Source organism: Pseudomonas sp. FBCC-B1667 (genome assembly GCF_059133255.1).
This window is the reverse complement of the sequence record NZ_CP101437.1, coordinates 3254618-3278027: the sequence shown is the minus strand read 5'-3', so window position 1 is coordinate 3278027 and position 23410 is coordinate 3254618. Positions and strand designations below refer to the sequence as shown.

The 23410-nt window shown below is 57.8% G+C and carries 17 protein-coding genes; 13 read left to right on the top strand and 4 right to left on the bottom strand.

The annotated features are described in order from the left end of the window. Positions 1-9: 9 nt before the first annotated feature. From NL116_RS14975 to NL116_RS14960, 4 genes are read right to left on the bottom strand one after another with little or no spacing between them, the layout of a single operon-like run. Entirely contained in the window at positions 10-1191 is a 1182-nt protein-coding gene (locus tag NL116_RS14975; protein WP_494377862.1) for a hybrid sensor histidine kinase/response regulator, read from the bottom strand. After that, on the bottom strand, positions 1185-1778 hold the full coding sequence (locus NL116_RS14970) for a chemotaxis protein CheB (protein WP_494377861.1): 594 nt from the start codon (positions 1776-1778) through the stop codon (positions 1185-1187). The genes NL116_RS14975 and NL116_RS14970 overlap by 7 nt, the downstream gene beginning before the upstream one ends. Next, positions 1775-2608, bottom strand: coding sequence for a CheR family methyltransferase (locus NL116_RS14965; protein WP_494377860.1), 834 nt, complete (start codon positions 2606-2608; stop codon positions 1775-1777). Before NL116_RS14965 ends, NL116_RS14970 begins: the two co-directional genes overlap by 4 nt. Further along, positions 2608-6099, bottom strand: a complete 3492-nt coding sequence (locus NL116_RS14960; protein ID WP_494377859.1) for a response regulator — start codon at positions 6097-6099, stop codon at positions 2608-2610. Before NL116_RS14960 ends, NL116_RS14965 begins: the two co-directional genes overlap by 1 nt. Before the next feature lie 262 nt (positions 6100-6361). Between NL116_RS14960 and NL116_RS14955 the strand changes: the two genes are divergently transcribed. From NL116_RS14955 to NL116_RS14895, 13 genes are all read left to right on the top strand, one after another. Beyond that, positions 6362-6730 carry a response regulator gene (locus NL116_RS14955; protein ID WP_494377858.1) on the top strand — a complete coding sequence of 123 codons (369 nt, stop codon included), beginning with the start codon at positions 6362-6364 and terminating at the stop codon, positions 6728-6730. Between the two features lie 49 nt (positions 6731-6779). Next, positions 6780-8075, top strand: coding sequence for a glycosyltransferase (locus tag NL116_RS14950; protein ID WP_494377857.1), 1296 nt, complete (start codon positions 6780-6782; stop codon positions 8073-8075). Between the two features lie 243 nt (positions 8076-8318). Continuing rightward, complete coding sequence (locus tag NL116_RS14945) at positions 8319-9200, top strand: phosphatidylinositol-specific phospholipase C domain-containing protein (RefSeq protein ID WP_494377856.1); 882 nt, start codon at positions 8319-8321, stop codon at positions 9198-9200. 79 nt (positions 9201-9279) lie between these two features. Then, on the top strand, positions 9280-10185 hold the full coding sequence (locus tag NL116_RS14940; RefSeq protein WP_494377855.1) for an AraC family transcriptional regulator: 906 nt from the start codon (positions 9280-9282) through the stop codon (positions 10183-10185). 247 nt (positions 10186-10432) lie between these two features. Continuing rightward, on the top strand, positions 10433-11743 hold the full coding sequence (locus NL116_RS14935; RefSeq protein ID WP_494377854.1) for an ABC transporter substrate-binding protein: 1311 nt from the start codon (positions 10433-10435) through the stop codon (positions 11741-11743). Positions 11744-11939: 196 nt separating this feature from the next. Continuing rightward, the gene (locus NL116_RS14930; RefSeq protein WP_494377853.1) at positions 11940-12866 is read left to right on the top strand and encodes a carbohydrate ABC transporter permease; all 927 of its coding nucleotides are present in this window, start codon (positions 11940-11942) and stop codon (positions 12864-12866) included. Between the two features lie 10 nt (positions 12867-12876). Continuing rightward, on the top strand, positions 12877-13707 hold the full coding sequence (locus NL116_RS14925) for a carbohydrate ABC transporter permease (RefSeq protein ID WP_123431547.1): 831 nt from the start codon (positions 12877-12879) through the stop codon (positions 13705-13707). A gap of 33 nt (positions 13708-13740) precedes the next feature. Further along, positions 13741-14844 carry an ABC transporter ATP-binding protein gene (locus NL116_RS14920; RefSeq protein ID WP_494377852.1) on the top strand — a complete coding sequence of 368 codons (1104 nt, stop codon included), beginning with the start codon at positions 13741-13743 and terminating at the stop codon, positions 14842-14844. A gap of 15 nt (positions 14845-14859) precedes the next feature. Next, a complete protein-coding gene (locus NL116_RS14915) occupies positions 14860-16332 on the top strand; it encodes a mannitol dehydrogenase family protein (protein WP_494377851.1) in 1473 nt (490 codons plus the stop codon). 158 nt (positions 16333-16490) lie between these two features. Beyond that, positions 16491-17987 carry a xylulokinase gene (gene xylB, locus NL116_RS14910; RefSeq protein ID WP_494377850.1) on the top strand — a complete coding sequence of 499 codons (1497 nt, stop codon included), beginning with the start codon at positions 16491-16493 and terminating at the stop codon, positions 17985-17987. Positions 17988-18000: 13 nt separating this feature from the next. Then, positions 18001-18945, top strand: a complete 945-nt coding sequence (locus NL116_RS14905) for a carbohydrate kinase family protein (RefSeq protein ID WP_494377849.1) — start codon at positions 18001-18003, stop codon at positions 18943-18945. A gap of 320 nt (positions 18946-19265) precedes the next feature. Next, complete coding sequence (gene tssI / locus NL116_RS14900) at positions 19266-22760, top strand: type VI secretion system tip protein TssI/VgrG (protein WP_494377848.1); 3495 nt, start codon at positions 19266-19268, stop codon at positions 22758-22760. Then, positions 22753-23406, top strand: a complete 654-nt coding sequence (locus tag NL116_RS14895; protein ID WP_494377847.1) for a DUF2931 family protein — start codon at positions 22753-22755, stop codon at positions 23404-23406. Before tssI ends, NL116_RS14895 begins: the two co-directional genes overlap by 8 nt. Positions 23407-23410 lie beyond the last annotated feature (4 nt).

The following is a 23410-nucleotide window of genomic DNA, read 5'->3' as shown; positions in this document are numbered from 1 at the left end:
GCTCATTTCCTAAAGCGGCAGACAGACGCGAAATAAAGCGCCTTCGTTGATTTTGCTCTCGACGGCGATGGAACCGCCATGGGCGGCGATAATCTGCTCGGAAATAAACAGTCCAAGACCCAGCCCCGAGACCACGGTCTTGGCGCAAACACGCTCGAACTGTTGAAAAATACGCTTCTGGTTTTCTTCACTGATGCCGATCCCTTGATCCTGCACCTCGACCCGCGCCTGACCGTCCTGTACGTAGACCCGCACATCAATCTGGCTTTTGCCACCATAACGCAAGGCGTTGGTGAGCAGATTGGAAATCACTTGCTCGATGCGAAATTCATCCCAGTTGCCGACCACTGGCTGCTCGGCGGTAAAGCGCGTGGAACACTCGGCGGCCTCGACCTGCGGCTTGAAGTTATCCAGCAGATTACCGACCAATTGCACCAGGTCGAACTTCGTTGGCCGGATCGACAGTTTGCCGGTGCGAATGCGCGACACGTCCAGCATGTCTTCGATCAGGCGGATCAGGCTTTTGATCTGCCGCTCGTCACGGTCGACCATGGCGTGCATCTTGTCCAGGGTGAACGCCGAGGCGTTGTCCCGGGCCAGGTGCATCTTGCGCAGTTGGGTTTCGAGGATCAGGCCATTGAGCGGCGTGCGCACTTCATGGGCGACAATTGACATGAAGTCATCACGCATGCGCACCGCTTGCTCCAGTTCCAGCTGAGTGCTCTGCAATTGTTTGAGCAACGCTTCCTGCTCGCGGCGGCTCTGCTCCAGCGCTTCAACCTGCTGCTTCATCGCTTTGCTTTGGCGGTACAGGTCAACGAACACGTTGACCTTGCTCTTGACCGCGTGAATGTCCAACGGCTTGTGCAGGAAATCCACTGCACCGCTTTCGTAACCTTTGAACGCGTAGTTCAACTCCCGGCCGGCAGCGCTGACGAATACAATCGGGATGTTTTTGGTTTTTTCCGTGCCGCGCATCAACTCGGCCAACTCGAAGCCGTTCATGCCAGGCATCTGTACATCGAGAATTGCCATGGCAAATTCGTGCTGCAACAGCAGTGACAAGGCTTCGTCGGCAGACAAGGCTTTGTAGACCATGCGGTCTTCACGCTTGATCAGCGCTTCGAGCGCCAACAGGTTCTCCGGCAGATCGTCGACGATCAGCAGTTTGGCTTGGATGTTACTTAGCATGCTATTCGTTCCAGCTCGACAAGCAGACGGCCGATGCCGCCGATAGGGAGAATATGGTCTGGATCATGAATATCCAGCGCCGCCTGGGGCATGGTTGCGACCTGGGCTTCATTCGGGTCTTGCACGATGGTCATGCCACCGCGACGTTTGACGTGAAACAAACCCTGCGCACCGTCGCGATTGGCCCCGGTCAACAACACGGCGGCCAAGGCTGAACCGTAGGTGTCGGCAGCGGACTCAAACAGGTAATCGATGGCGGGTCGCGAATGGTGGAGGCGATCTTCCAGACTCAACGACAAGCTGCGGTCATGCTCCACCGACAAGTGATAACCGGGTGTGGCGAAATACAACGTCCCGGCTTCAATCCGGGTTTTATCGTTCGCTTCCTGCACAGGCATCGTCACCCGGCGTGCAAACACTTCGGCCAACAGGCTGCGACGCTCGTCGGGCAGGTGCAACACGACAATGATCGGCAGTGCGAAGCCTTCGCGCAGCGGGCTGAGAATCGTCAGCAACGCCTCTACGCCGCCGGCCGAAGCGCCGATCACAATGGCTTCAATTGAAGGAACAGCGGCAGCGTCGTTCATGATTTTCGGTAGATCCGTTCTTGTTTGACCAGCGGCTCGAATTGGTTGCCGAAGGCCGAAAAATCCGGGGTTTCTTTACTGCCCAATACCAGGAAACCACGATGACACAACGACTCATGGAACAATCCGAAGGCCCGATCCTGAAGTTTTTTATTGAAATAAATCAATACGTTACGACACGAAATTAATTGAGTCTCAGAAAAAACGCTATCAGTTGCCAGACTGTGATCAGCGAAGGTCACGTTCTCGCACAGGCTCTTGTCGAAAATGGCGTAGCCATAGGCCGCCGTGTAGTAATCGGCGAATGAGCACTGGCCACCTGCCTGCTGGTAATTAGCAGTGTAGGCGCGGACATTCTCCATGGAGAAAATCCCTTGCCTGGCCTTGTCCAGCGAGCGCGGGTTGATGTCGGTGGCATAAAGGATGGTGCGGTCCAGCAAACCTTCTTCGCGCAACAGGATCGCCATCGAATAGACCTCTTCACCGGTACTGCACCCGGCAATCCAGATCTTGATCGAGGGATAGGTCCTGAGCAGCGGCACGACTTCCTTGCGGATCGCGAGGAAGTGCGAAGGGTCGCGGAACATCTCGCTGACCGGGATCGTCAGCAGTTGAAGCAATTGCATGAACGCAGTCGGATCGTGCAGGACTTTTTCCTGCAAGGCCGAAATGGTGTTGCACTCGAATTGAACCAGCGCATGATTCACCCGACGCTTGATCGAAGCACCGGAGTAGTCGCGAAAGTCGTAGCTGTACTTGAGGTAAATCGCCTCGATCAACAAGCGCAATTCGATGTCGCTGTTTCGCTCCACTGAATAAAGGCCTTCCACTAAATGCGTTCCATCTTTGGTAACCACACGCGAATCAGCGAGAACAGGCGATCCAGGTCGATGGGCTTGGCCAGGTAATCATTGGAGCCGGCCTGCAAGCAGCGCTCCTGATCGTCCTTCATGGCCTTGGCCGTCACTGCAATGATCGGCAGCTTGCGCCAGCGCGGGTCCTTGCGAATCTCGATAGTGGCTTCGAAGCCATCCATCTCCGGCATCATCACGTCCATCAATACCAGGTCGATGTCCTCGACTTCATTCAACCGTTCAATCGCCTCACGACCGTTTCGACCAATGACCACCACTGCGCCCTTTTGCTCCAGGGCACTGGTGAGGGCGAAGATGTTGCGTACATCGTCGTCCACCAGCAGCACTTTGCGACCCTCAAAGACCTTGTCGCGGCTGCGCGCGGTCTTGAGCATCCTCTGCCGTTCATGGGACAACGTCGATTCGACCTTGTGCAGAAAGAGTGTGACCTCATCCAGCAAGCGCTCTGGCGAGCGCGCACCCTTGATGATGATCGAGCGCGAATACTTGCGCAGTTCGGTCTCTTCGTCGCGGGTCAGGTTGCGTCCGGTGTAGACAATCACCGGAGGGAACGAGCAGATGTCTTCCGTGGACATGTGCTTGAGCAAGTCATTGCCGAGCATATCCGGCAATTTCAAGTCGATAATCATGCAGTCGAAAATCGTCGTGCGCAGCTGGTCCAGCGCGTCCTGAGCCAGGCCTACCGCCGTGATTTCGATGTCCTCGTCGCCAATCAGGCGAGCAATGCTGTCGCGCTGCAGATCGTCGTCTTCCACCAGCAGCACGCGCTTGACCTTCTGGGTCAGCTTGGCTTCGAGGCGGGCGAACACATCCTTGAGTTCTTCGCGAGTCGTCGGCTTGACCGCGTAACCGATGGCGCCCATGTGCATGGCGGCCTCGACCCGGTCTTCAACGGAAATCACGTGAACCGGGATGTGTCGGGTTTCAGCGTGCTCTTTCAGGCGCTGCAGCACGGTCAGCCCGGAATGATCCGGCAGGCGCATGTCCAGCAGGATGGCGTCGGGAATGAACTCCTTGGCCAGGTCATACCCTTCGTCGGCCCCGTGGGCGACCAGACACTGATAGCCCAGTTCGTGCGCCAGGTCGAACAGGATGTTCGCGAAATTCGGCTCATCCTCCACGATCAGAATGCACCGGGTCTTGAAGGGCGCCTGGGTGCGGTCGTCGTTGAATCGAGGAATATCACCCGGAGCAACCAGTGGCGCCAGCGCTGCCGGTGCCACACGGGGGGTGATTGCTACAGGTGAAGCCTTCATCGGCTCAACAGGCTCGTCGCCCGGCTCGACGTATTGCTGAGGCAACACCAGCGTAAACACACTGCCCTGCCCCGGCTCACTGCTAACGCTGATCGAACCACCGAGCAACGCGGCCAGGTCCCGGGAAATCGACAAGCCCAGGCCGGTGCCGCCGTAGCGACGATTGGTGGTGCCGTCCGCCTGGCGGAACGCTTCGAAAATGCTGTCCTGCTGGTCTTCGGCGATTCCAATGCCCGAGTCGCGGATGATGAAGGCCACGCCATCATTCGGTTGCGAAGCCACGGTAAAGCTGACCGTACCTTTCTCGGTGAATTTCACCGCGTTCGAGAGCAGGTTTTTGATCACCTGCTCAAGACGCTGGCGGTCGGTGAAAAGCATCTTCGGCGCACCGGGTTGCAACTCGACGTGAAACGCGAGGTGCTTGTCAGCCGCCATCGGCTCGAACATCCCGCGCAAGCCGTCGATCAGACGCTCGACGCTGACGTTCTCCGGACGCATCTCCAGCTTGCCGGCCTCGACTTTGGAAATGTCGAGAATGTCGTTGATCAGGTTGAGCAAGTCATTACCGGCGGAATAAATCGACTCGGCGAATTTCACCTGCTCGGCGGTGAGGTTTTCCTGAGCGTTTTCAGCGAGCAATTTGGCCAGGATCAACGAACTGTTCAGCGGCGTGCGCAGTTCGTGTGACATGTTGGCGAGAAACTCTGACTTGTACTTGCTGGAGCGTTGCAGCTCCAGGGCGCGGTCCTCAAGCTGCACCTGGGCCAGGTTCAGCTGGGTATTCTTCTGGTCCATGGCATCGCGCTGGTCTGCGAGGATCTGCGCCTGCTCGGCGAGCTGTTCATTGGTCTGCTCAAGCTCCACCTGCTGGGTTTCCAGGTGCGCTTGGGACTCCTTGAGAATCCGCGACTGTTCCTCGAGCTCTTCGTTGGCGGTCTTGAGCTCTTCTTGCTGCACCTGCAGCGCTTCGTTGAGCTGCTGGGTTTCAGCCAACACTTCCTGCAAGCGCTGGCGATAGCGCGCCGCCTCGATGGACGTGCCGATGTTGCCGGCAATCAACTCCAGCAACTCGATGTCCCGATCGGACAACGGCCGCAGGAAGCCCAGTTCGATCACACCGTTGACCCGGTCGTCGTCACTGGTCGGTACCACGAGCACGCTGTGGGGCAGACCTTCGCCGAGGCCGGAACTGACCTTGAAGTAATTGCTCGGCACATCATCCAGACGAATCAGGCGGGCCTGGTTCGCGACCTGCCCGACAATCCCTTCATCATTGTAGATCTGCTGGTCCCGCTCCTCCTGCTCGCGAGAGAAACCGTACGAAGCAATGCGCTTGAGGCCACCGTGGTCTTCGCGCACATAAATGGCGGAAACAGCCGTGCCCAGGTACTGCGCGCAGAATTGCAGGATGTTGCGGCCCAATAAGTTCAGGCTCAACTGCCCCAGCACTTGCTCGGCCAACTCGGTCTGGCCGTTTCGCAGCCAGGCTTGTTGTTCCAGACGCAGGGCGCTGGCTTGCTGCGCAGCAAGGTTGGCACTGTAAATTTGCGAGAGATTAAGCAGGTCGCGTCGGCCAATGAAGGCGAGCAAGGCACTGATACTGGCGACGAACAACAGGTACAGGCCAATGCTCCAAATCGTGGTACGACGCACTTCGTCGCTGCGCGAGGCGCGCAGCTGCTGCTCCATGTCGACCACTTCTTCAAACTGCTTGCGAATTTCATCGGTCAGGCGCTTGCCGCGCCCGGTCCTGACCGCGCCACGATAATCACCGCTGGTGCGCTGCAAATCGATCATCGATTGCGCGTAGGTCGCCCACTCGGTCTGCAACGCCTGCAGACGACGCAAGCGATCGGTTTGCGCCGGGTTGTCCGCGGTGAGTTCGAGCAAGGTTGCAAGAGCGACGGCTATTCTGGGCTTGGCCGTTTCGTAGGGATCAAGAAAGTGATCATCACCGGTCAACAGGTAACCGCGCATGCCGGTTTCCAGATCGACGGTCAGCCTGGCCGCTTCATTGGCGTTATTGATCACCCGATCGGTGTGCTCCACCCACTGGATCACCGACAACAGATAAGTGATCAGCGAGACAAAAAACACCGCACTGATGACACCCACACCTAATGGCAGGCTGACGTTGCGGCTCAGGAGTTTGCGGAATCGTTGCTCTTCAACCGAAGACGCAGTGGTCATGGGGAGGCCTTGTCGAACTGTTCGAAATGATGGAGTTTGCCCCAAATACGGCGTGTTGATCCAATTTTCTGCCACGTATCAGGGCAAATCCCCGCAATTAGCTGCGCGAGCGCGAACGGAGCGGTTATCCTTGCCGTCTTGTACAGCTATTCTTTTTTGCACAACGCTGGGAACTTGTCGGGATCCGCCACTTACTCATGCAAGAGCCCGGTGATTTCAATCGACCTGGCCCCCCCGAATTCAATTTTTGCGAGTAACCACTATGTCCACCGACGCCTCCATCATTTTAGTAGTCGAAGACGATGCCATCGTGCGCATGCTGATCGTTGACGTGCTGGAGGAGCTGGAGTTCAAAGTTCTTGAGGCGGATGGCAGCGAACAGGCCCTGAAATTTCTCAACGACAAAAAACAACACATCGATTTGATGATGACCGATGTCGGCCTGCCCGTGATGGACGGCCGAGAACTGGCCACCCAGGCGCGAGTGCTGCGCCCTGAGTTGCCCATCCTGTTCGCCAGCGGCTATGCCGAGAGCATTGAGGTGCCTGCCGGCATGCAGGTGATCGGCAAACCGTTTTCGATTGATCAGCTGCGGGACAAGGTCAAGTCCATGCTCGACAGCCAAGCCTGATTTCTTCGTAACACCCCTCTCCATTACCCGCACCAAGGAATACCCGTTAATGAGTCAGCCCCGCGCAACCAAAGTTCTGGTTATTGGTTACGTTTGGCCCGAGCCCCGCTCTTCAGCGGCCAGCGGGCATGTCATGCAAATCCTCGATACGTTCTTGCAGCAAGGCTGGGACATCACCTTCAGCAGCCCGGCCGGCACCGGTGAACACCGGGCGGACCTCACCGCGCTGGGCATCCGTGAAGTCGCCATCGAATTGAACAACAGCAGCTTCGACGCCTTCATCACTGAACTGGCGCCGGATATCGTGCTGTTCGACCAGTTCATGATGGAGGAGCAATTCGGCTGGCGCGTTGAAAAACAGTGCCCCGACGCGTTACGCGTGCTTGAGACGTCGGATTTGCAAAGCCTGCGCCATGCCCGGCATCAACGACTGAAAGATCGATTGAAAGACCGTGATGACGCCAATGACTTCAGCGAGCTGTTTGTCCCGGCATTGCACGAAGAATTCGAGTTGATGGCGAATACGGACCTGGCGAAACGCGAGATCGCCGCGCTGTATCGTTGCGACGTGAACCTGATGATTTCCGAGGTGGAAATCGCTTTGCTGGTGGAACAGTTCAAATTGCCACGCCACTTGTTGCACTGGTGTCCGTTGATGGTCGATCCGCCGAGTGTGCCGCCAACGGCGTTTGCAGACCGTGCGCATTTTTTGAGTATCGGCAACTTTCGCCATGCACCGAACTGGGACGCGGTGCTCTGGATGAAAACGGCTATCTGGCCACTGATTCGCGAACAATTGCCCAAGGCGCAATTGCATATCTACGGCGCTTACACACCGCCCAAGGCCACGGCCTTGCACAACCCGGCGCAGGGCTTTCATGTGATGAACTGGGCTGAAGATGCCTTACAAGTCATGTCGGCGGCACGGGTGTGTCTGGCACCCCTGCGATTTGGTGCAGGTATCAAAGGCAAGATCGTCGACGCCATGCTGTGCGGCACGCCGACGGTGACAACGCCAATCGGCGCTGAAGCGATGCATGGCGAGCATCTGTGGCCCGGCGCAGTGACCCGGACAGCTCAGGCGTTCGCCGAGAGCGCGGTTCGACTGTACCAGGATCAAGCTCTGTGGAAAGACGCCCAATCCCTGGGGCAGACGTTGTTGGCCGATCGTTATCGACAGTCTGAACATGGTCCGGCACTCATCGATAAATTGTTGTACTGCCAACAAAACCTGACGCAACTTAGAAGCGATAACTTTACGGGCAGCATGTTGCGTCACCACCACCATAAAAGTACGCAGTATATGGCTCAATGGATTGAGGCCAAGAATAAAACCCCACTATAGAGAGCCAATAATAAACGGGGTGCATCAACCGTTGTATTCACCCTCGCCCGGCACTCACCTGTTAATAGCGAACCGTACGTAAGCACCATGCTTCACGTTCGGCCTCGCGGAACCCTAAGCTACCGTGCCACTAAATCGCTATTCTTGTGCACGTGTTTCCGTGACTGGCAATGCGCTCAGGCACTTCTATGCTGGGTCATGAAGTCCCCCAAGGACGGGGCGAATCAACGACAAGGAAAGGTTATGACCTTCAACACAACAACCGCACCCGACAAACAGAAATGGATGACCAACGTATTGGACATCGGCCGGTTGAAGCTGACCGATATTGTCTGGCCCGGCACGCACAATGCCGGGATGGACAAGAAGGCACCCAACTACGAAGTGGTGGTCGGCAATTGGACGACGTGCCAAAACGATTCATTTGCCTGGCAACTGGCCAATGGCGCACGGGCATTCGATATCCGGCTCGGCTGTACCGCCGGCCCTCAAGTACCGGTTTACTATTTTCATCACAACGGCTATCAGTCCCACCGCATCCTTGATGAGTTGATCGATGCGGTGACGGCGTTCCTCACGCAAAATCCGGATGAGTTCATCGTCTTCGACTTTCATCAGTTGGGAGATGCATCCAAGCCTTTCGATTACCAACAACTCAACGATGTTTTAATGCGACGGCTGGGGTCGCGGCTAATCCGCACTACGGATGCATTCAACACCGTAGAACAGCTAAAGCGCGCCAGTTTGCAGCGCCGCATCGTCCTGGCGGCGCAGGCGAAACCCGGACTGGACAGTGAATATTTCTGGCCGCAGATTCCTCATAAGTGGAATGGCAAGAGATTCACCGATACCAGCGAACTGAAGTCCCACATCCAGACAACCCTCGCGGAAGCACCCTACGAGACCTTTATCTGGTCGTTACCAGCGACCTGCTATTCGCTGCTGGGTGGCCCCCAACACATCAAAATCCAGATCGACGACTGGTTCCACACCACCCGCGATTGGGTGACCCGATGCAGCATCATCAGTACCGATTTCTTTGATGAGGCGGATATTGTCCGCTATTGCTGGAGTGCTACCAGCATGAAGGCAGTTTACGGACACCGGTTGCATGAGCCGGCATAAGCGAAAGTCGTTGCACGCTGGCATCGCAGGTGCCAAAAGGGGCATGATCCGGCAGCGATAACAAGAAAAGCGTCCTGACATGAACCGAACAGCCCGCGTAACAGACCCCTCCTACGAACTGATGGACGACCACAACGGGTTGTCCATCATCTATCGCCAGCATGGATTCCCCTGCCCTCTGGTGCGCTGGCATTTCCACAAGGAATACGAGTTGCACCTGATCGTCGCCAGCTCCGGAAAAGTGTTCATTGGCGACTACATCGGCAACTTCTATCCGGAGACATTGTTCCTTACTGGCCCCAACCTTCCGCATAACTGGATCAGCCAGGTCGAGGAAGATGAAGTGGTGCCCAAGCGCGACATGCTGGTCAACTTCACTGACGAGCTGTTCGAAAGCGGCCACCAGGTGTTCGCGGAGCTCAAGGCCCTTTCACCCCTGCTGGAGCGCGCACAGTACGGCATCGAGTTTCGTTGCAAGCGCACCATCCGCCAGGCCATCACGCTGATGCAGCGCATTGCCGACACCCAAGGGGTAACCCGCCTCGGACACTTTTTCATATTGCTGGAGCTGCTGGCGGCCTCCGACGATTTTCAATTGCTGTCAGGTGCAACGACGCCGCAATTGGCCGATGAGCACAATATCGATCGCACGAACCGAGCTGTGGACTACATCTTCGCCCACTACGCCCGGGAGCTGTCGCTCGAGGAAGTCGCCGAGCATTTGGGCATGAAGCCGACTTACTTCAGTCGCGTCTTCAAGCAAGCCACAGGACGCTGCTTCATCGAATTCGTCAATCGCCTGCGCATCAGCAAATCCTGCGAGCTGCTGGCCGATGGCGACAAACCGGTGACGGACGTGTGCTTCGAGTCGGGTTTCAACAATATTTCCAACTTCAACCGGCGTTTTCAGCAACTCAAGGGCATGACGCCGTCGCACTACCGGCGACTGGCGGTACAGCGCCTTACCGAGCAGAACCTGGGCTAGCCCCCACAGGGGACTGTAATACGGCCTGAAACCTGTACGGATTCGATGGTGCATTTCCGCTGAGAAGCCCTTCCCGGCGTCTACCGCTTTAAAGCTCAGTGCAAAATAGTATCAATTCAAGTGCGATGGACGATTTGTCTCGCCATCCATTGAAGGCTGTAATCAGTGCACATTCTTCCTGCCTTCGGAAGACACAAAAACAATAACTGTCCTTCTGTCCCCGCCGGGTGCAGAAAAGGAGTGCACGATGCAACCTTCTGTAAAAGCTCTGCTTGCTCTCACCTGCATGTCCCTCAGCAACCTCAGTCTCGGCGCCCAGACGCTGACCATCGCCACCGTCAACAACAGCGACATGATCCGTATGCAAAAGCTCTCGAAAACCTTCGAGGCCGAGCACCCGGACATCAAGCTTAATTGGGTGGTGCTGGAAGAGAACGTCCTGCGCCAACGACTGACGACTGACATTGCCACTCAGGGCGGACAGTTCGATGTGTTGACCATCGGCATGTACGAAGCCGCATTGTGGGGTGCCAAGGGCTGGCTGGAGCCGATGACGGATGTGCCGGCGTCTTATGCCCTCGACGACGTCTTCCCGTCGGTGCGTGAGGGTCTTTCAGTCAAGGGTTCCCTTTACGCCCTGCCGTTCTACGCCGAAAGCTCGATCACCTATTACCGCACCGACCTGTTCAAAGAGGCCGGGCTGACCATGCCCGAGCGCCCGACCTGGACCCAGATCGGCGAATTCGCCAGCAAACTCACGAACAAGGAAAAAGAACAGTACGGTATCTGCCTGCGCGGCAAGGCTGGCTGGGGCGAGAACATGGCGCTGATCACCACCATCGCCAACGCCTATGGCGCTCGCTGGTTTGATGAAAAGTGGCAGCCGGAATTCACCGGTCCGGAGTGGAAAAACGCCCTGAACTTCTATGTCGACACCATGAAACAGTCCGGCCCACCGGGCGCCTCCAGCAACGGCTTCAACGAAAACCTGGCGCTGTTCAACAGCGGCAAGTGCGCGATCTGGGTCGATGCCAGTGTTGCCGGTTCTTTCGTCACTGACAAAACCCAAAGCAAGGTGGCCGACCACGTTGGCTTCACCTATGCACCGCACGAAACCACCGACAAGGGCTCGGCGTGGCTCTATTCCTGGGCGCTGGCAATCCCGACAAGCTCCAAGGCCAAGGACGCCGCCAAAACGTTCAGTGCCTGGGCCACGTCCAAGGAATACGGCGCGCTGGTCGCGGAAAAAGATGGCATCGCCAACGTGCCGCCCGGCACTCGCGCCTCCACCTACAGCGAGGCCTACATGAATGCCGCGCCGTTCGCCAAGGTCACACTGGAATCGCTCAAAGCAGCGGACCCGAGCAAGCCGACGCTCAAACCCGTGCCTTACATCGGCATTCAGTTGGTGACCATTCCTGAGTTCCAGGGCATCGGCACCCAGGTGGGCAAGTCGTTCTCGGCGGCGTTGATTGGGCAAACCACGGTCGATCAAGCACTGACCGCGGCCCAGCAAACCACCGAACGAGAGATGAAGCGCGCCGGTTATCCCAAGTAAGTCGGGACACCGGGTTGCCTCCATCGGGGGCAAGCCACGCTCCTACAGGTTTAACGCAATCAAATGTTGGAGCGGGCTTGCTCGCGAAGTGGCCGGTACATCCGATGCTTCTTCAGCGCCCAGAACACCGCTTTCGCGAGCAAGCCCGCTCCCACATTTCGATCTTCGTATGTCTGTTCCTAATCGGTTTGAAGCCATGAATATTTCAACTGCCAAAGCTCACATGGACATTCCCCAACCGGTGCGTAAAAGCCGGTTGGTCAACCCCGGCTGGTTTCTGGTCAGCCCTTCAGTGGCCTTGTTGCTGCTGTGGATGATCGTGCCGCTGGGCATGACCGTCTACTTCTCGACGATTCGCTACAACCTGCTCAATCCGGGCGAAAACGAGTTCGTCGGATTGGAGAATTTCACCTATTTCCTGACGGACTCGGGCTTCCTGCCCGGTGCCAGCAACACCTTGTTGCTGGTGGGCAGCGTGCTGCTGATCAGCGTGGTGTTCGGCGTGCTGATCAGTGCACTGCTTGAAGCCAGTGAGTTCATGGGGCGCGGCATCGTACGGGTCATGTTGATCTCGCCGTTCTTCATCATGCCCACCGTCGGTGCGCTGATCTGGAAGAACCTGATTTTCCATCCGGTGTCGGGGATTCTCGCCTACGTCTGGAAGCTGTTCGGCGCCCAGCCGGTGGACTGGCTGGCGCACTACCCCCTGCTGTCGATCATCATCATTGTGTCCTGGCAATGGCTGCCCTTCGCGATCCTGATCCTGATGACCGCCATGCAGTCCCTCGATCAGGAACAGAAAGAAGCCGCACGCCTCGATGGCGCCGGGCCTGTCGCCATCTTCTGGCACCTGACGTTGCCGCACCTGGCGCGGCCGATTGCAGTGGTGGTGATGATCGAAACCATCTTCCTGCTCTCGGTGTTCGCCGAAATCTTCACCACCACCAACGGCGGCCCCGGCTACGCCTCGACCAACCTCGCCTACCTGATCTACAACCAGGCGCTGGTGCAGTTCGACGTCGGCATGGCATCCGCCGGCGGCTTGATCGCGGTGGTGATTGCCAACATCGCGGCCATCGTGCTGGTGCGCATGATCGGCAAAAACCTGACAGACAAAGCCTGAGGCCTGCGCCATGACCCTTCAACAATCCCGTCGCCTGCAAAGCCTGTTGCTCGGCACGCTGGCCTGGGCCATCGCCATCCTGATTTTCTTCCCGATCTTCTGGATGGTGCTGACCAGTTTCAAAACCGAAATCGACGCCTTTGCCACGCCGCCGCAGTTCATCTTCACGCCAACGCTGGAGAACTACCTGCACATCAACGAGCGCAGCGATTACTTCAGCTTCGCCTGGAACTCGGTGGTGATTTCCTTCAGCGCCACGGCGTTGTGCCTGCTGATCGCCGTGCCGGCCGCCTACTCCATGGCGTTCTACGAAACCCAACGCACCAAGGGCACGCTGCTGTGGATGCTCTCCACCAAGATGCTGCCGCCGGTGGGCGTGTTGATGCCGATCTACCTGCTGGCCAAGACCTTTGGACTGCTCGACACGCGGATCGCGCTGATCGTGATCTACACACTGATCAACCTGCCGATTGTGGTCTGGATGATTTACACCTACTTCAAGGACATCCCCAAAGACATCCTCGAAGCCGCGCGCCTCGACGGTGCCACGCTGTGGCAGGAAATGGTCCGGGTGCTGCTGCCGATTGCCAAGGGTGGCCTGGCTTCAACCGTTTTGCTGTCGCTGATCCTGTGCTGGAACGAGGCGTTCTGGTCCCTGAACCTGACCTCATCCAAAGCCGCACCACTGACCGCATTGATTGCCTCCTACTCAAGCCCTGAAGGCCTGTTCTGGGCCAAGTTGTCGGCGGTGTCGACGCTGGCCTGCGCGCCGATCCTGATCTTCGGCTGGATCAGCCAGAAACAATTGGTCCGCGGCCTGTCGTTCGGCGCCGTGAAATAGCCCTCAAAGAATAAGCATAAAAGGAGCGCCACCATGGCCAACCTGAAAATCAAGAATCTGCAAAAAGGCTTCGAAGGCTTTTCCATCATCAAAGGCATCGACCTGGAAGTGAACGACAAGGAGTTCGTGGTGTTCGTCGGCCCGTCGGGTTGTGGCAAATCCACCCTGCTGCGCCTGATCGCCGGACTGGAAGAAGTCAGCGGCGGCACCATCGAGCTTGATGGCCGCGACATCACCGAAGTCAGCCCGGCCAAGCGGGACCTGGCGATGGTGTTCCAGACCTACGCCCTGTACCCGCACATGACCGTGAAAAAGAACATGTCGTTTGCCCTTGATCTGGCGGGCGTGCCGAAAGCGGAGGTCGAGAAGAAAGTCGGCGAAGCGGCGCGCATCCTCGAACTGGGGCCGATGCTCGAACGCAAACCAAAACAACTGTCAGGCGGCCAGCGTCAGCGCGTGGCCATCGGCCGGGCGATTGTGCGCAACCCGAAAATCTTCCTGTTTGACGAACCGCTGTCCAACCTCGACGCCGCCCTGCGTGTGCAGATGCGCCTGGAATTGCTGCGACTGCACAAAGAACTGCAAGCGACGATGATCTACGTGACCCACGATCAGGTCGAAGCCATGACCATGGCTGACAAAGTGGTGGTGCTCAACGGCGGTAAAATCGAACAGGTCGGCTCGCCGCTGGACCTGTATCACCAACCGGCCAACCTGTTTGTCGCAGGATTTCTGGGCACGCCGAAAATGGGCTTCCTCAAAGGCAACGTCACCCGTATCGACAGCCAAAGCTGTGAAGTGCTGCTCGACGCCGGTGCTCGTATCACCTTGCCGTTGACCGGCGCCAACCTGAGTGTCGGTGGCGCGGTGACCTTGGGCATTCGTCCGGAACACCTGGAACTGGCACAACCCGGCGACTGCACGCTGCCAGTCACCGCCGATGTCAGCGAGCGCTTGGGCAGCGACACTTTCTGCCACGTCGTGACCTCCTCCGGCGAAGCGCTGACCCTGCGCGTTCGCGGCGACCTTGCCAGCCGTTATGGCGAGACGCTGAGCCTGCACCTGGACGCGGAACACTGCCATTTATTCGATGCCAACGGCGTGGCATTGACCCGTCCGTTACGCGTTGCGGCCTGATATCGAGACTATGTGATGAAACTCAATAAACAGAATCTCCACCACCTCAAGCCCGAAGTGGTCCTGCCCGCCTACGCCCTGAGCGAAACCCGCCAAGGCATCGCCCACATTGGCGTCGGTGGTTTTCACCGCGCCCATCAGGCGTATTACACCGACGCGCTGATGAACACGGGCGAAGGCCTGGATTGGGCGATTTGCGGGGTCGGTCTGCGCGCCGAAGACCGCCGCGCCCGGGACGACCTTAAAGAGCAGGATTACCTGTTCACCTTGTTCGAACTCGGCGATACCGATGACACCGAAGTCCGGGTCATCGGAGCGATTCGCGACATGCTGTTGGCCGAGGACGGCGCGGCCGCGCTGATCGACAAACTCGCCAACCCCGAGATCCGCATCGTCTCGCTGACCATCACCGAGGGCGGTTATTGCATCGATGACAGCAACGGCGAGTTCATGGCGCACTTGCCGCAAATCCAGCATGATCTTGCGCACCCGAATGCGCCGAAAACCGTGTTCGGTTTCCTTTGTGCCGCGCTGGCCAAACGGCGCGCCGCCGGGACCCCGGCGTTCACGTTGATGTCCTGCGATAACCTGCCGCACAACGGCGCGGTGACGCGCAAAGCGCTACTGGCCTTCGCCGCGTTGCGCGATGCCGATCTGTGCCAATGGATCGATCGCAACGTCAGTTTCCCCAACGCCATGGTCGACCGCATCACGCCGATGACCAGCACCGAACATCGCCTGCAACTGGCCGACAAACACGCAGTTGATGACGCCTGGCCGGTGGTGTGCGAGCCGTTTGTGCAATGGGTGCTGGAAGACAAGTTCGTCAACGGTCGTCCGGCGTGGGAAAAGGTCGGCGTGCAGTTCACGGACGACGTCACGCCTTATGAAGAGATGAAGATCAAACTGCTCAATGGCAGTCATCTGGCGCTGACGTATCTTGGTTTTTTGAAGGGTTACCGCTTCGTTCACGAAACCATGAACGACCCGCTGTTCGTGCGCTACATGCGTGCTTACATGGACCTCGACGTTACGCCGCAACTGTCGCCGGTGCCGGGGATTGACCTGACTGATTACAAAGACACGCTGGTTGAACGCTTCTCCAATCAGGCGATTGCCGATCAATTGGAGCGGGTGTGCTCGGACGGTTCGTCGAAGTTTCCCAAGTTCACGATTCCGACGATCAATCGCTTGATTGCCGAGGGTCGCGAGACCAAGCGTGCGGCGCTGGTGGTGGCGGCGTGGGCGCTGTACTTGAAGGGCGTGGATGAGAACGGTGATACCTATTCGATTCCGGACCCACGGGCGGCGTTTTGTCAGGGGATGGTGGCGGATGATGTGTTGATTACCCAGCGGTTGCTGGCGGTCGAGGAGATTTTTGGCACGGCGATCCCGCATTCGGCCGGGTTTGTGGCGGCGTTTGAGTGGTGCTGTAACAGCTTGCGGGAGGTAGGTGTGACGCGGACGCTGGAGCGGGTGTTGGCTTAAGTGCTGCGGTGGATGGACTACCGTCATCGCGAGCAAGCTCGCTCCCACATTGGATCGATGTCGCACACAACATCCGCATCCAATAAAGATCTCCTGTGGGAGCGAGCTTGCTCGCGATTGGCTTCACCGAGATCGACCTGACACACCAAGGATCCACCATGGCAAACCAACACCTATTCCTGGGCATCGACTGCGGTACCCAAGGCACAAAAGCCATTGTCCTCGACGCAGTCAGCGGCCAAGTGCTGGGCCAGGGCGCCGCCGCCCACACCCTGATCAGCGGCGCCAATGGCCGCCGTGAGCAGGACACAAATCAGTGGCTGGAAGCGTTCACCCTCGCCACCCGAAACGCCCTGCTCGACGCCAACGTCGACGGCCACCATATCCTCGGCATCGGCGTCTCCGGCCAGCAACACGGCCTGGTCCTGCTCGACGATCAAGGCCAGGTACTGCGCCCGGCCAAACTCTGGTGCGACACCGAATCCACAGCAGAAAACGACCGCCTGCTCGCGCACCTAGGCGGTGAAACGGGTTCACTTGAACGCCTCGGCGTGGTCATTGCACCCGGCTATACCGTGTCAAAACTGCTCTGGACCAAAGAACAGCACCCCGAGGTCTTTTCCCGAATCACCCGTATCCTGCTGCCCCACGACTACCTGAACTTCTGGCTCACCGGCCGCAGCTGCAGCGAGCACGGCGACGCCTCCGGCACCGGGTATTTCAACGTGCGCACCCGCCAGTGGGACTTGCAACTGCTGCGCGACATCGACCCCAGCGGGCGCCTGCAAGCCGCGTTACCGGAGTTGATCGATGCCCATCAAGCGGTCGGCACGATCCTGCCGAGCATCGCCGAACGCTTGGGCATCAACCCGCAAGCGCTGGTTTCAAGCGGTGGCGGCGACAACATGATGGGCGCGATTGGCACCGGTAATATCAAACCCGGCGCGATCACCATGAGCCTTGGTTCGTCGGGCACGGTGTACGCCTATGCCGATCAGCCGAAAGTCAGCGCCGATGCCTCAGTCGCGACCTTTTGCTCCTCCAGCGGTGGCTGGCTGCCGCTGATTTGCACGATGAACCTGACCAATGCGACGGGTGTTATTCGCGAGTTGTTCGACCTGGATATCCAACAGTTCAACGATTTAGTCGCGCAAGCCTCCATCGGGGCCGGAGGCGTGAGCATGCTGCCGTTCCTCAACGGCGAACGCGTCCCCGCCCTGCCCCACGCCACCGGCAGCCTGCTGGGGCTGACGATGACCAACCTGACCCAGGCCAACCTGTGCCGCGCGGTGGTGGAAGGCACGACCTTCGGTTTGCGTTATGGGCTGGACCTGCTGCGCCAGAATGGCTTACAAAGCCGCAGCATCTGCCTGATCGGTGGCGGCTCGAAGAGTCCGGTGTGGCGACAGATCGTCGCCGACATCATGAATACGCCCGTGATCTGCACCGAACACAGCGAAGCCGCCGCCCTCGGCGCGGCGATTCAGGCGGCGTGGTGCAAATCCTGGGCAAACGGCCAGGAAGACAGTCTGGCGGACCTGTGCGAGCGTTGCGTCAAACTCGACCTGGCCAGCGAAACCTCGCCGATTGCAGATCATGTAGCGGCCTGTCAGCAGGCCTACGAACGCTATCAACAGCATGTCGCAACCCTTTAAAGAGTGAACAATTATGTATCTGGTGTGTGGCGAAGCGCTGTTCGATTTCTTCAGCGAAGAAGATGCCAGCGGCCTGGCTTCAAAAGTGAATTTCAAGGCGATTGCCGGCGGCTCGCCGTTCAACGTCGCGGTCGGTTTGCGCCGCTTGGGCGTGGACTCGGCACTGTTTGCCGGACTGTCCACCGACTACCTCGGCCGACGTTTGCAGCAAGTGTTAAAGGACGAAGGCGTACGCCCGGACTTCCTCGTAGACTTCGCCGCACCGACGACGTTGGCGATGGTTGCGGTGGGCGCCGACGGCTCACCGCATTACAGCTTTCGCGGTGAAGGCTGCGCGGACCGTCAGTTGAAACCGGAACACCTGCCGGAATTGGGGCCTGACGTGCGCGGTTTGCACGTCGGTTCGTTCTCGTTGGTGGTGCAACCGATTGCCGACACATTGCTCGCGCTGGTGCAGCGCGAAAGCGGTCAACGCCTGATCAGCCTCGACCCGAATGTGCGGCTCAATCCTGAACCGAACATTGACCTGTGGCGTAAACGTATCGCGACGCTGGTCGAGTATGCGGACCTGATCAAAGTCAGCGATGAGGATTTGAGCCTGTTGTACCCCGAACAGGACCCGCAACGGGTGATTGAAGGCTGGTTGCAGCATCGTTGTCAGTTGGTGTTTTTGACCCGGGGTGGCGAAGGCGCAACGGTGTTTAGTCGGGCTCATGGTTCGTGGTCGGCACCGGCCAGTTCGGTGAAAATTGCCGACACCGTGGGGGCTGGCGATACGTTTCAGGCGGCGTTGATTACTTGGTTGACTGAGCAACAGCTGGATTCGGTGGAAGGTGTGCAATCGCTCGGCCGTGAGCAGATTGACGGGATGTTGAAGTTCGCGGTGCAGGCGGCGGCGTTGACGTGCAGCAAGACCGGGCCGGATTTGCCGTATCGGCATCAGTTGGATCTTCTCTGAGGCTAATGGCCCCTTCGCGAGCAAGCCCGCTCCCACATTTGATAATCACCGAACACAATATCTGTGTTTACTGGAGATCCAATGTGGGAGCGGGCTTGCTCGCGAAGGCGGTATCACTTACACCGCAAATGCCAGCCATTCACCACTTCAAGAGCGGCACATCAAGTGATGTATCCCCCCGCATTCACTGGCCAAAACCGTGCCACTAAGGGTTTTCCCGATACCCCGAGCCCCCCGCGCCTACGCCATTTGCGCCTTGAACGAGGCCGTTTAATCCTGCACCATCCGCCCCAGCTTATCCAAAGGACGGAATTCAAGGCATGCTGGACGCTAACGCAACCCATATTTCCCTCACGCTGGAAGGCGTTTCCGCCGACCTGCAAGTGCTCAGTTTCGTCGGCCGTGAAGCCCTCAACCAGCCGTTCTGTTTCGACATCGAACTGGTCAGCACCCGCCCCGACCTGAAACTCGAAGACATCCTGCACAAACCCGGTTGCCTGACCTTCGGCGCAACCGGCAAAGGCCTCATCCATGGCCTGGTCTATCGCATCGAGCAAGGCGATTCGGGCAAAAAGCTGACCCGCTACAGCATCAGCCTGTGCCCGCAACTGGCCTACCTGCGCCACAACCACGACCAGCAAATCTTCCAGCAGTTAAGCGTGCCGAAGATCATCGCGCAGGTCCTGGAAGCACGCGGCATCCTCGCTGACGCCTACAGCTTTCAGTGCGGCGCGGTCTACCCGGACCGCGACTACTGCGTGCAGTACGACGAATCCGACCTGCATTTCATCCAGCGCCTGTGCGAAGAAGAAGGCATTCACTTCCACTTCCAGCACAGCGCCAGCGGCCACACGCTGGTGTTCGGCGATGACCAGACCGTGTTCCGCAAACTCGCGCCCGTGGCCTACCAGCAAGATTCCGGCATGGCCGCCGAGAAACCGGTAATCAAACGCTTCAACCTGCGCCTGGAAACCCGCACCAGCCGCGTCAGCCGCCGCGACTACGACTTCGAGAAGCCACGCATCCTGCCCGAAGGCGCCGCCAAGAGCGGAGTCGCTCCGGACCTCGAAGACTACGATTACCCCGGCCTCTTCCTCACCCGCGAACGCGGCAAACAACTGGCAACCCGTGCGCTGGAACGTCATCGCAGCGATTACAAACTCGCTGAAGGCAAAGGTGACGAACCGACGTTGGTCAGCGGCCACTTCCTGGCCCTCAGCGAACACCCTCGCGCCGAGTGGAACGACCTCTGGCTGCTGCTGGAAGTCGTCCACGAAGGCAAACAGCCGCAGGTGCTCGGCGAGAACATCACCAGCGACGTCACCCACAACAAAGACGATTTCCACCAGGGCTACCGCAACCGCTTCCTCGCCACGCCGTGGGACGCACACTACCGCCCGGCCCTCGAACACCCGAAACCGCAAGTCCTCGGCAGCCAGACCGCCATCGTCACCGGCCCGCCGGGCGAAGAAATCCATTGCGACGAATTCGGTCGCGTCAAAGTGCAATTCTTCTGGGACCGCGACGGCCAGGCTAACGACAAAACCAGCTGCTGGTTGCGCGTCGCCACCGGCTGGGCCGGCAGTGCCTACGGCGGCATCGCCATCCCGCGTGTCGGCATGGAAGTGCTCGTCACCTTCCTCGAAGGCGACCCCGACCAGCCACTGGTCACCGGCTGCCTGTACCACAAGGAAAACGTCGTCCCCTACGACCTGCCGGCGAATAAAACCCGCAGCACCTTCAAAACCCTCAGCTCACCGGGCGGCAAGGGCTACAACGAATTTCGCATCGAAGACAAAAAAGGCGCCGAACAGATCTACCTCCACGCCCAGCGAGACTGGGATGAAAACATCGAACACGACCAGAAAATCCGCGTCGGCAACGAGCGGCACGACACGGTCGAAGCCAATGTCTTCAGCGAGTTCAAGGTTGAAGAACACCGCATCACTCACCTGGACCGCAAGACTGAAGCGCGGGCCGATGATCACCTGACGGTGGCGACGACCCAGCATGTGAAGGTCGGCACGGCGCAGTTTGTCGAGGCGGGTGAAGAGATTCACTACAACGCTGGCGACAAGGTGGTGGTTGAAGGCGGGATGGAACTGACGGCCAAGGCTGGCGGGAGCTTCATCAAGGTGGATGCGGGGGGCGTGACAATTAGTGGGGCTGAGGTGAAGACCAATTCGGGTGGGGCGCCGGGTGCGGGGAGTGGGATTCAGATTCTTCCGCCGATTACACCGGGTGCAGCAGCGGCTGCCGCGGCAGGGAAACTGCTGAGTGCTCCGCCGGTTGGCAAGTTTAATGCGGTGGCGGATTCGGAGCCTAAGGAAGCACGTCCGGCTGAGGAGGAAGAGCTGGAGGAAGAGGAAGAAGAGGTTGAGCTGGAAGATATTACGTTGCGGATTGGGATGTTCTTTGATGGTACGGGGAATAACCGTAACAATAGCGAGCGTGTTTATGGTTGTTACGCTCCGGATGTAAACCTGCAGGATATGGCCGAGGACATCCGTCACTTCTGCGCCGCTTACGGTTATGACGGCAAAGGGAGCTCCCCGGACAACAGCTATGGCAACGACATCAGTAACGTGGCCAGGTTATATGATCTTTATGAAGACCACTCGAACATAGCGAGGCCAATCGATACCAAGACGGCTAGCCTGCGAGTTTATGTGGACGGCATCGGTACCAGCAGTACCGCAGAAGATTCCACCTTTTCTCAAGGTACTGGTATAGGTGTGCAGGGCGTCCGGGCTCGAGTTGAAGAAACTCCAGCGTTAATTCTAAAAGCCCTCCAGACCTTTCAGGAGAACAATCCCGATAAGCGCGTGGAAAAAATCGAGTTCGATATCTTCGGCTTCAGCCGAGGGTCAGCAGCAGCAAGGGACTTTGCCAATGAGGTATTGAAGGGCAACCAAAGTATCCTCGCCAAAGCATTACCGATTGGCGGGGCAGTTTTCTCCGACACCTTCGCTTGGATACCGCATTCTGATGTTTCCATAAACTTCATAGGTGTTTACGACACTGTCGCAGCCATTGCCAATCCGCTTGTAGGGGACTGGAATGGTAATAACGCTTATAACCCTGGAATCAATATATTTTTGGCACCTGATGCAGCGAAAAAGGTCGTGCAATTGGTCGCTCGTAATGAACGTCGTTATAACTTTGCCCTCAACAGTCTTGGGACGGCCGATATTATCTTGCCGGGCGTGCACTCGGACCTGGGTGGCGGCTATTTACCCAAGGCGATGGAACGGATACTGCTCAGCAAACCGCGTAAAAGTCCGGTCGACGAAAGGACATCTTTTGTTGAAGCTAACAGTTACAAGGTTGCCCAAGAGGACTTGAGGCGGCTTCAGGATCAATTAGCCCAATATAACCTTCCGTTGGAAATCCGCACGTGGGAGGTGCCGTTTCGTACCACGGGCAAAGAAAATCGAAAAGATATGAAATACGTTTATGCCGCAGTTAGCAGCCAGCGTGAAGTCCGCAGTGACTTGTCCTTGATCTACTTTCGGATCATGCGCGAACTGGCAGTGGAAAATGGAGTACCTTTTCGACGTATCCCCGAGAAAAACCCAAGACTTGCGCTACCTGCGGAGCTCGTCACTATCTCCGAAAAACTGATGGCCTATGCCCAGGGGCAAAGAAAAACAACCGGGCTAACCTCGCAAGAGGAGGAACTGCTTTTCCAGCGTTATGTTCATATCTCCGATAACTGGAACGCCGCTAAAAATCGAAACAATAGCGACCTAAATATCGTTTTCATTAACCGACCAGACGAAAACTCTGTGCGCACGGTGCACCGTAATGAGTAATTTTATCCGCGTTGCTTTTGCCGCCTTTCTACTCAGTGGCAGCACATTTGCTAGCAGCAGCTCAATGCCTTACAAAGCGTGGACTCTGGGGTTCTCGGCTCCTGACTACATGGAAGTCTGGATCGAAACAGCCGATGTCGTCGACATTCAGGACCATGTGTTTCAACGTGCGGTGAGTGGCATCGCGTCAATGCAATCGCCTCCCAACAACGTCGGCAATCCACTTGGTTGGCCGAAAAGAGGGCCTGCCGGAGGTGGAAAACGTGTGACAGGGGCGGACTTGCCCCAACAGATCTATGTCCGCTGGCAATCGCTGGTCGAACCGCAAACCTACCTGATGGTGATTAAAATCCCCGAAGCAACTCGGCAGATCATGCGCAAGGGGGAGAAAGTGTTCTGCACGGCCGATGGGAAATGGATCACTGGTTATCGTGATTCAATCGGCATAAGGCTGGTCCCCGGAGGTATCGCCAGAGTCTGGGTAGGCGGCCCTTGCATGACACCGATCGAGGTCACAACGGTTAAAGCGGTGATTGACCCACGTGGCCCGTATGAGGGTAAGTCAGGGGGTGAGTACGACTCACTCTCCGATGAATCCAAAGCCTACGTCGAAAAATTTGGCGTGCCCTATGATTCTTGGAAGTGACAGA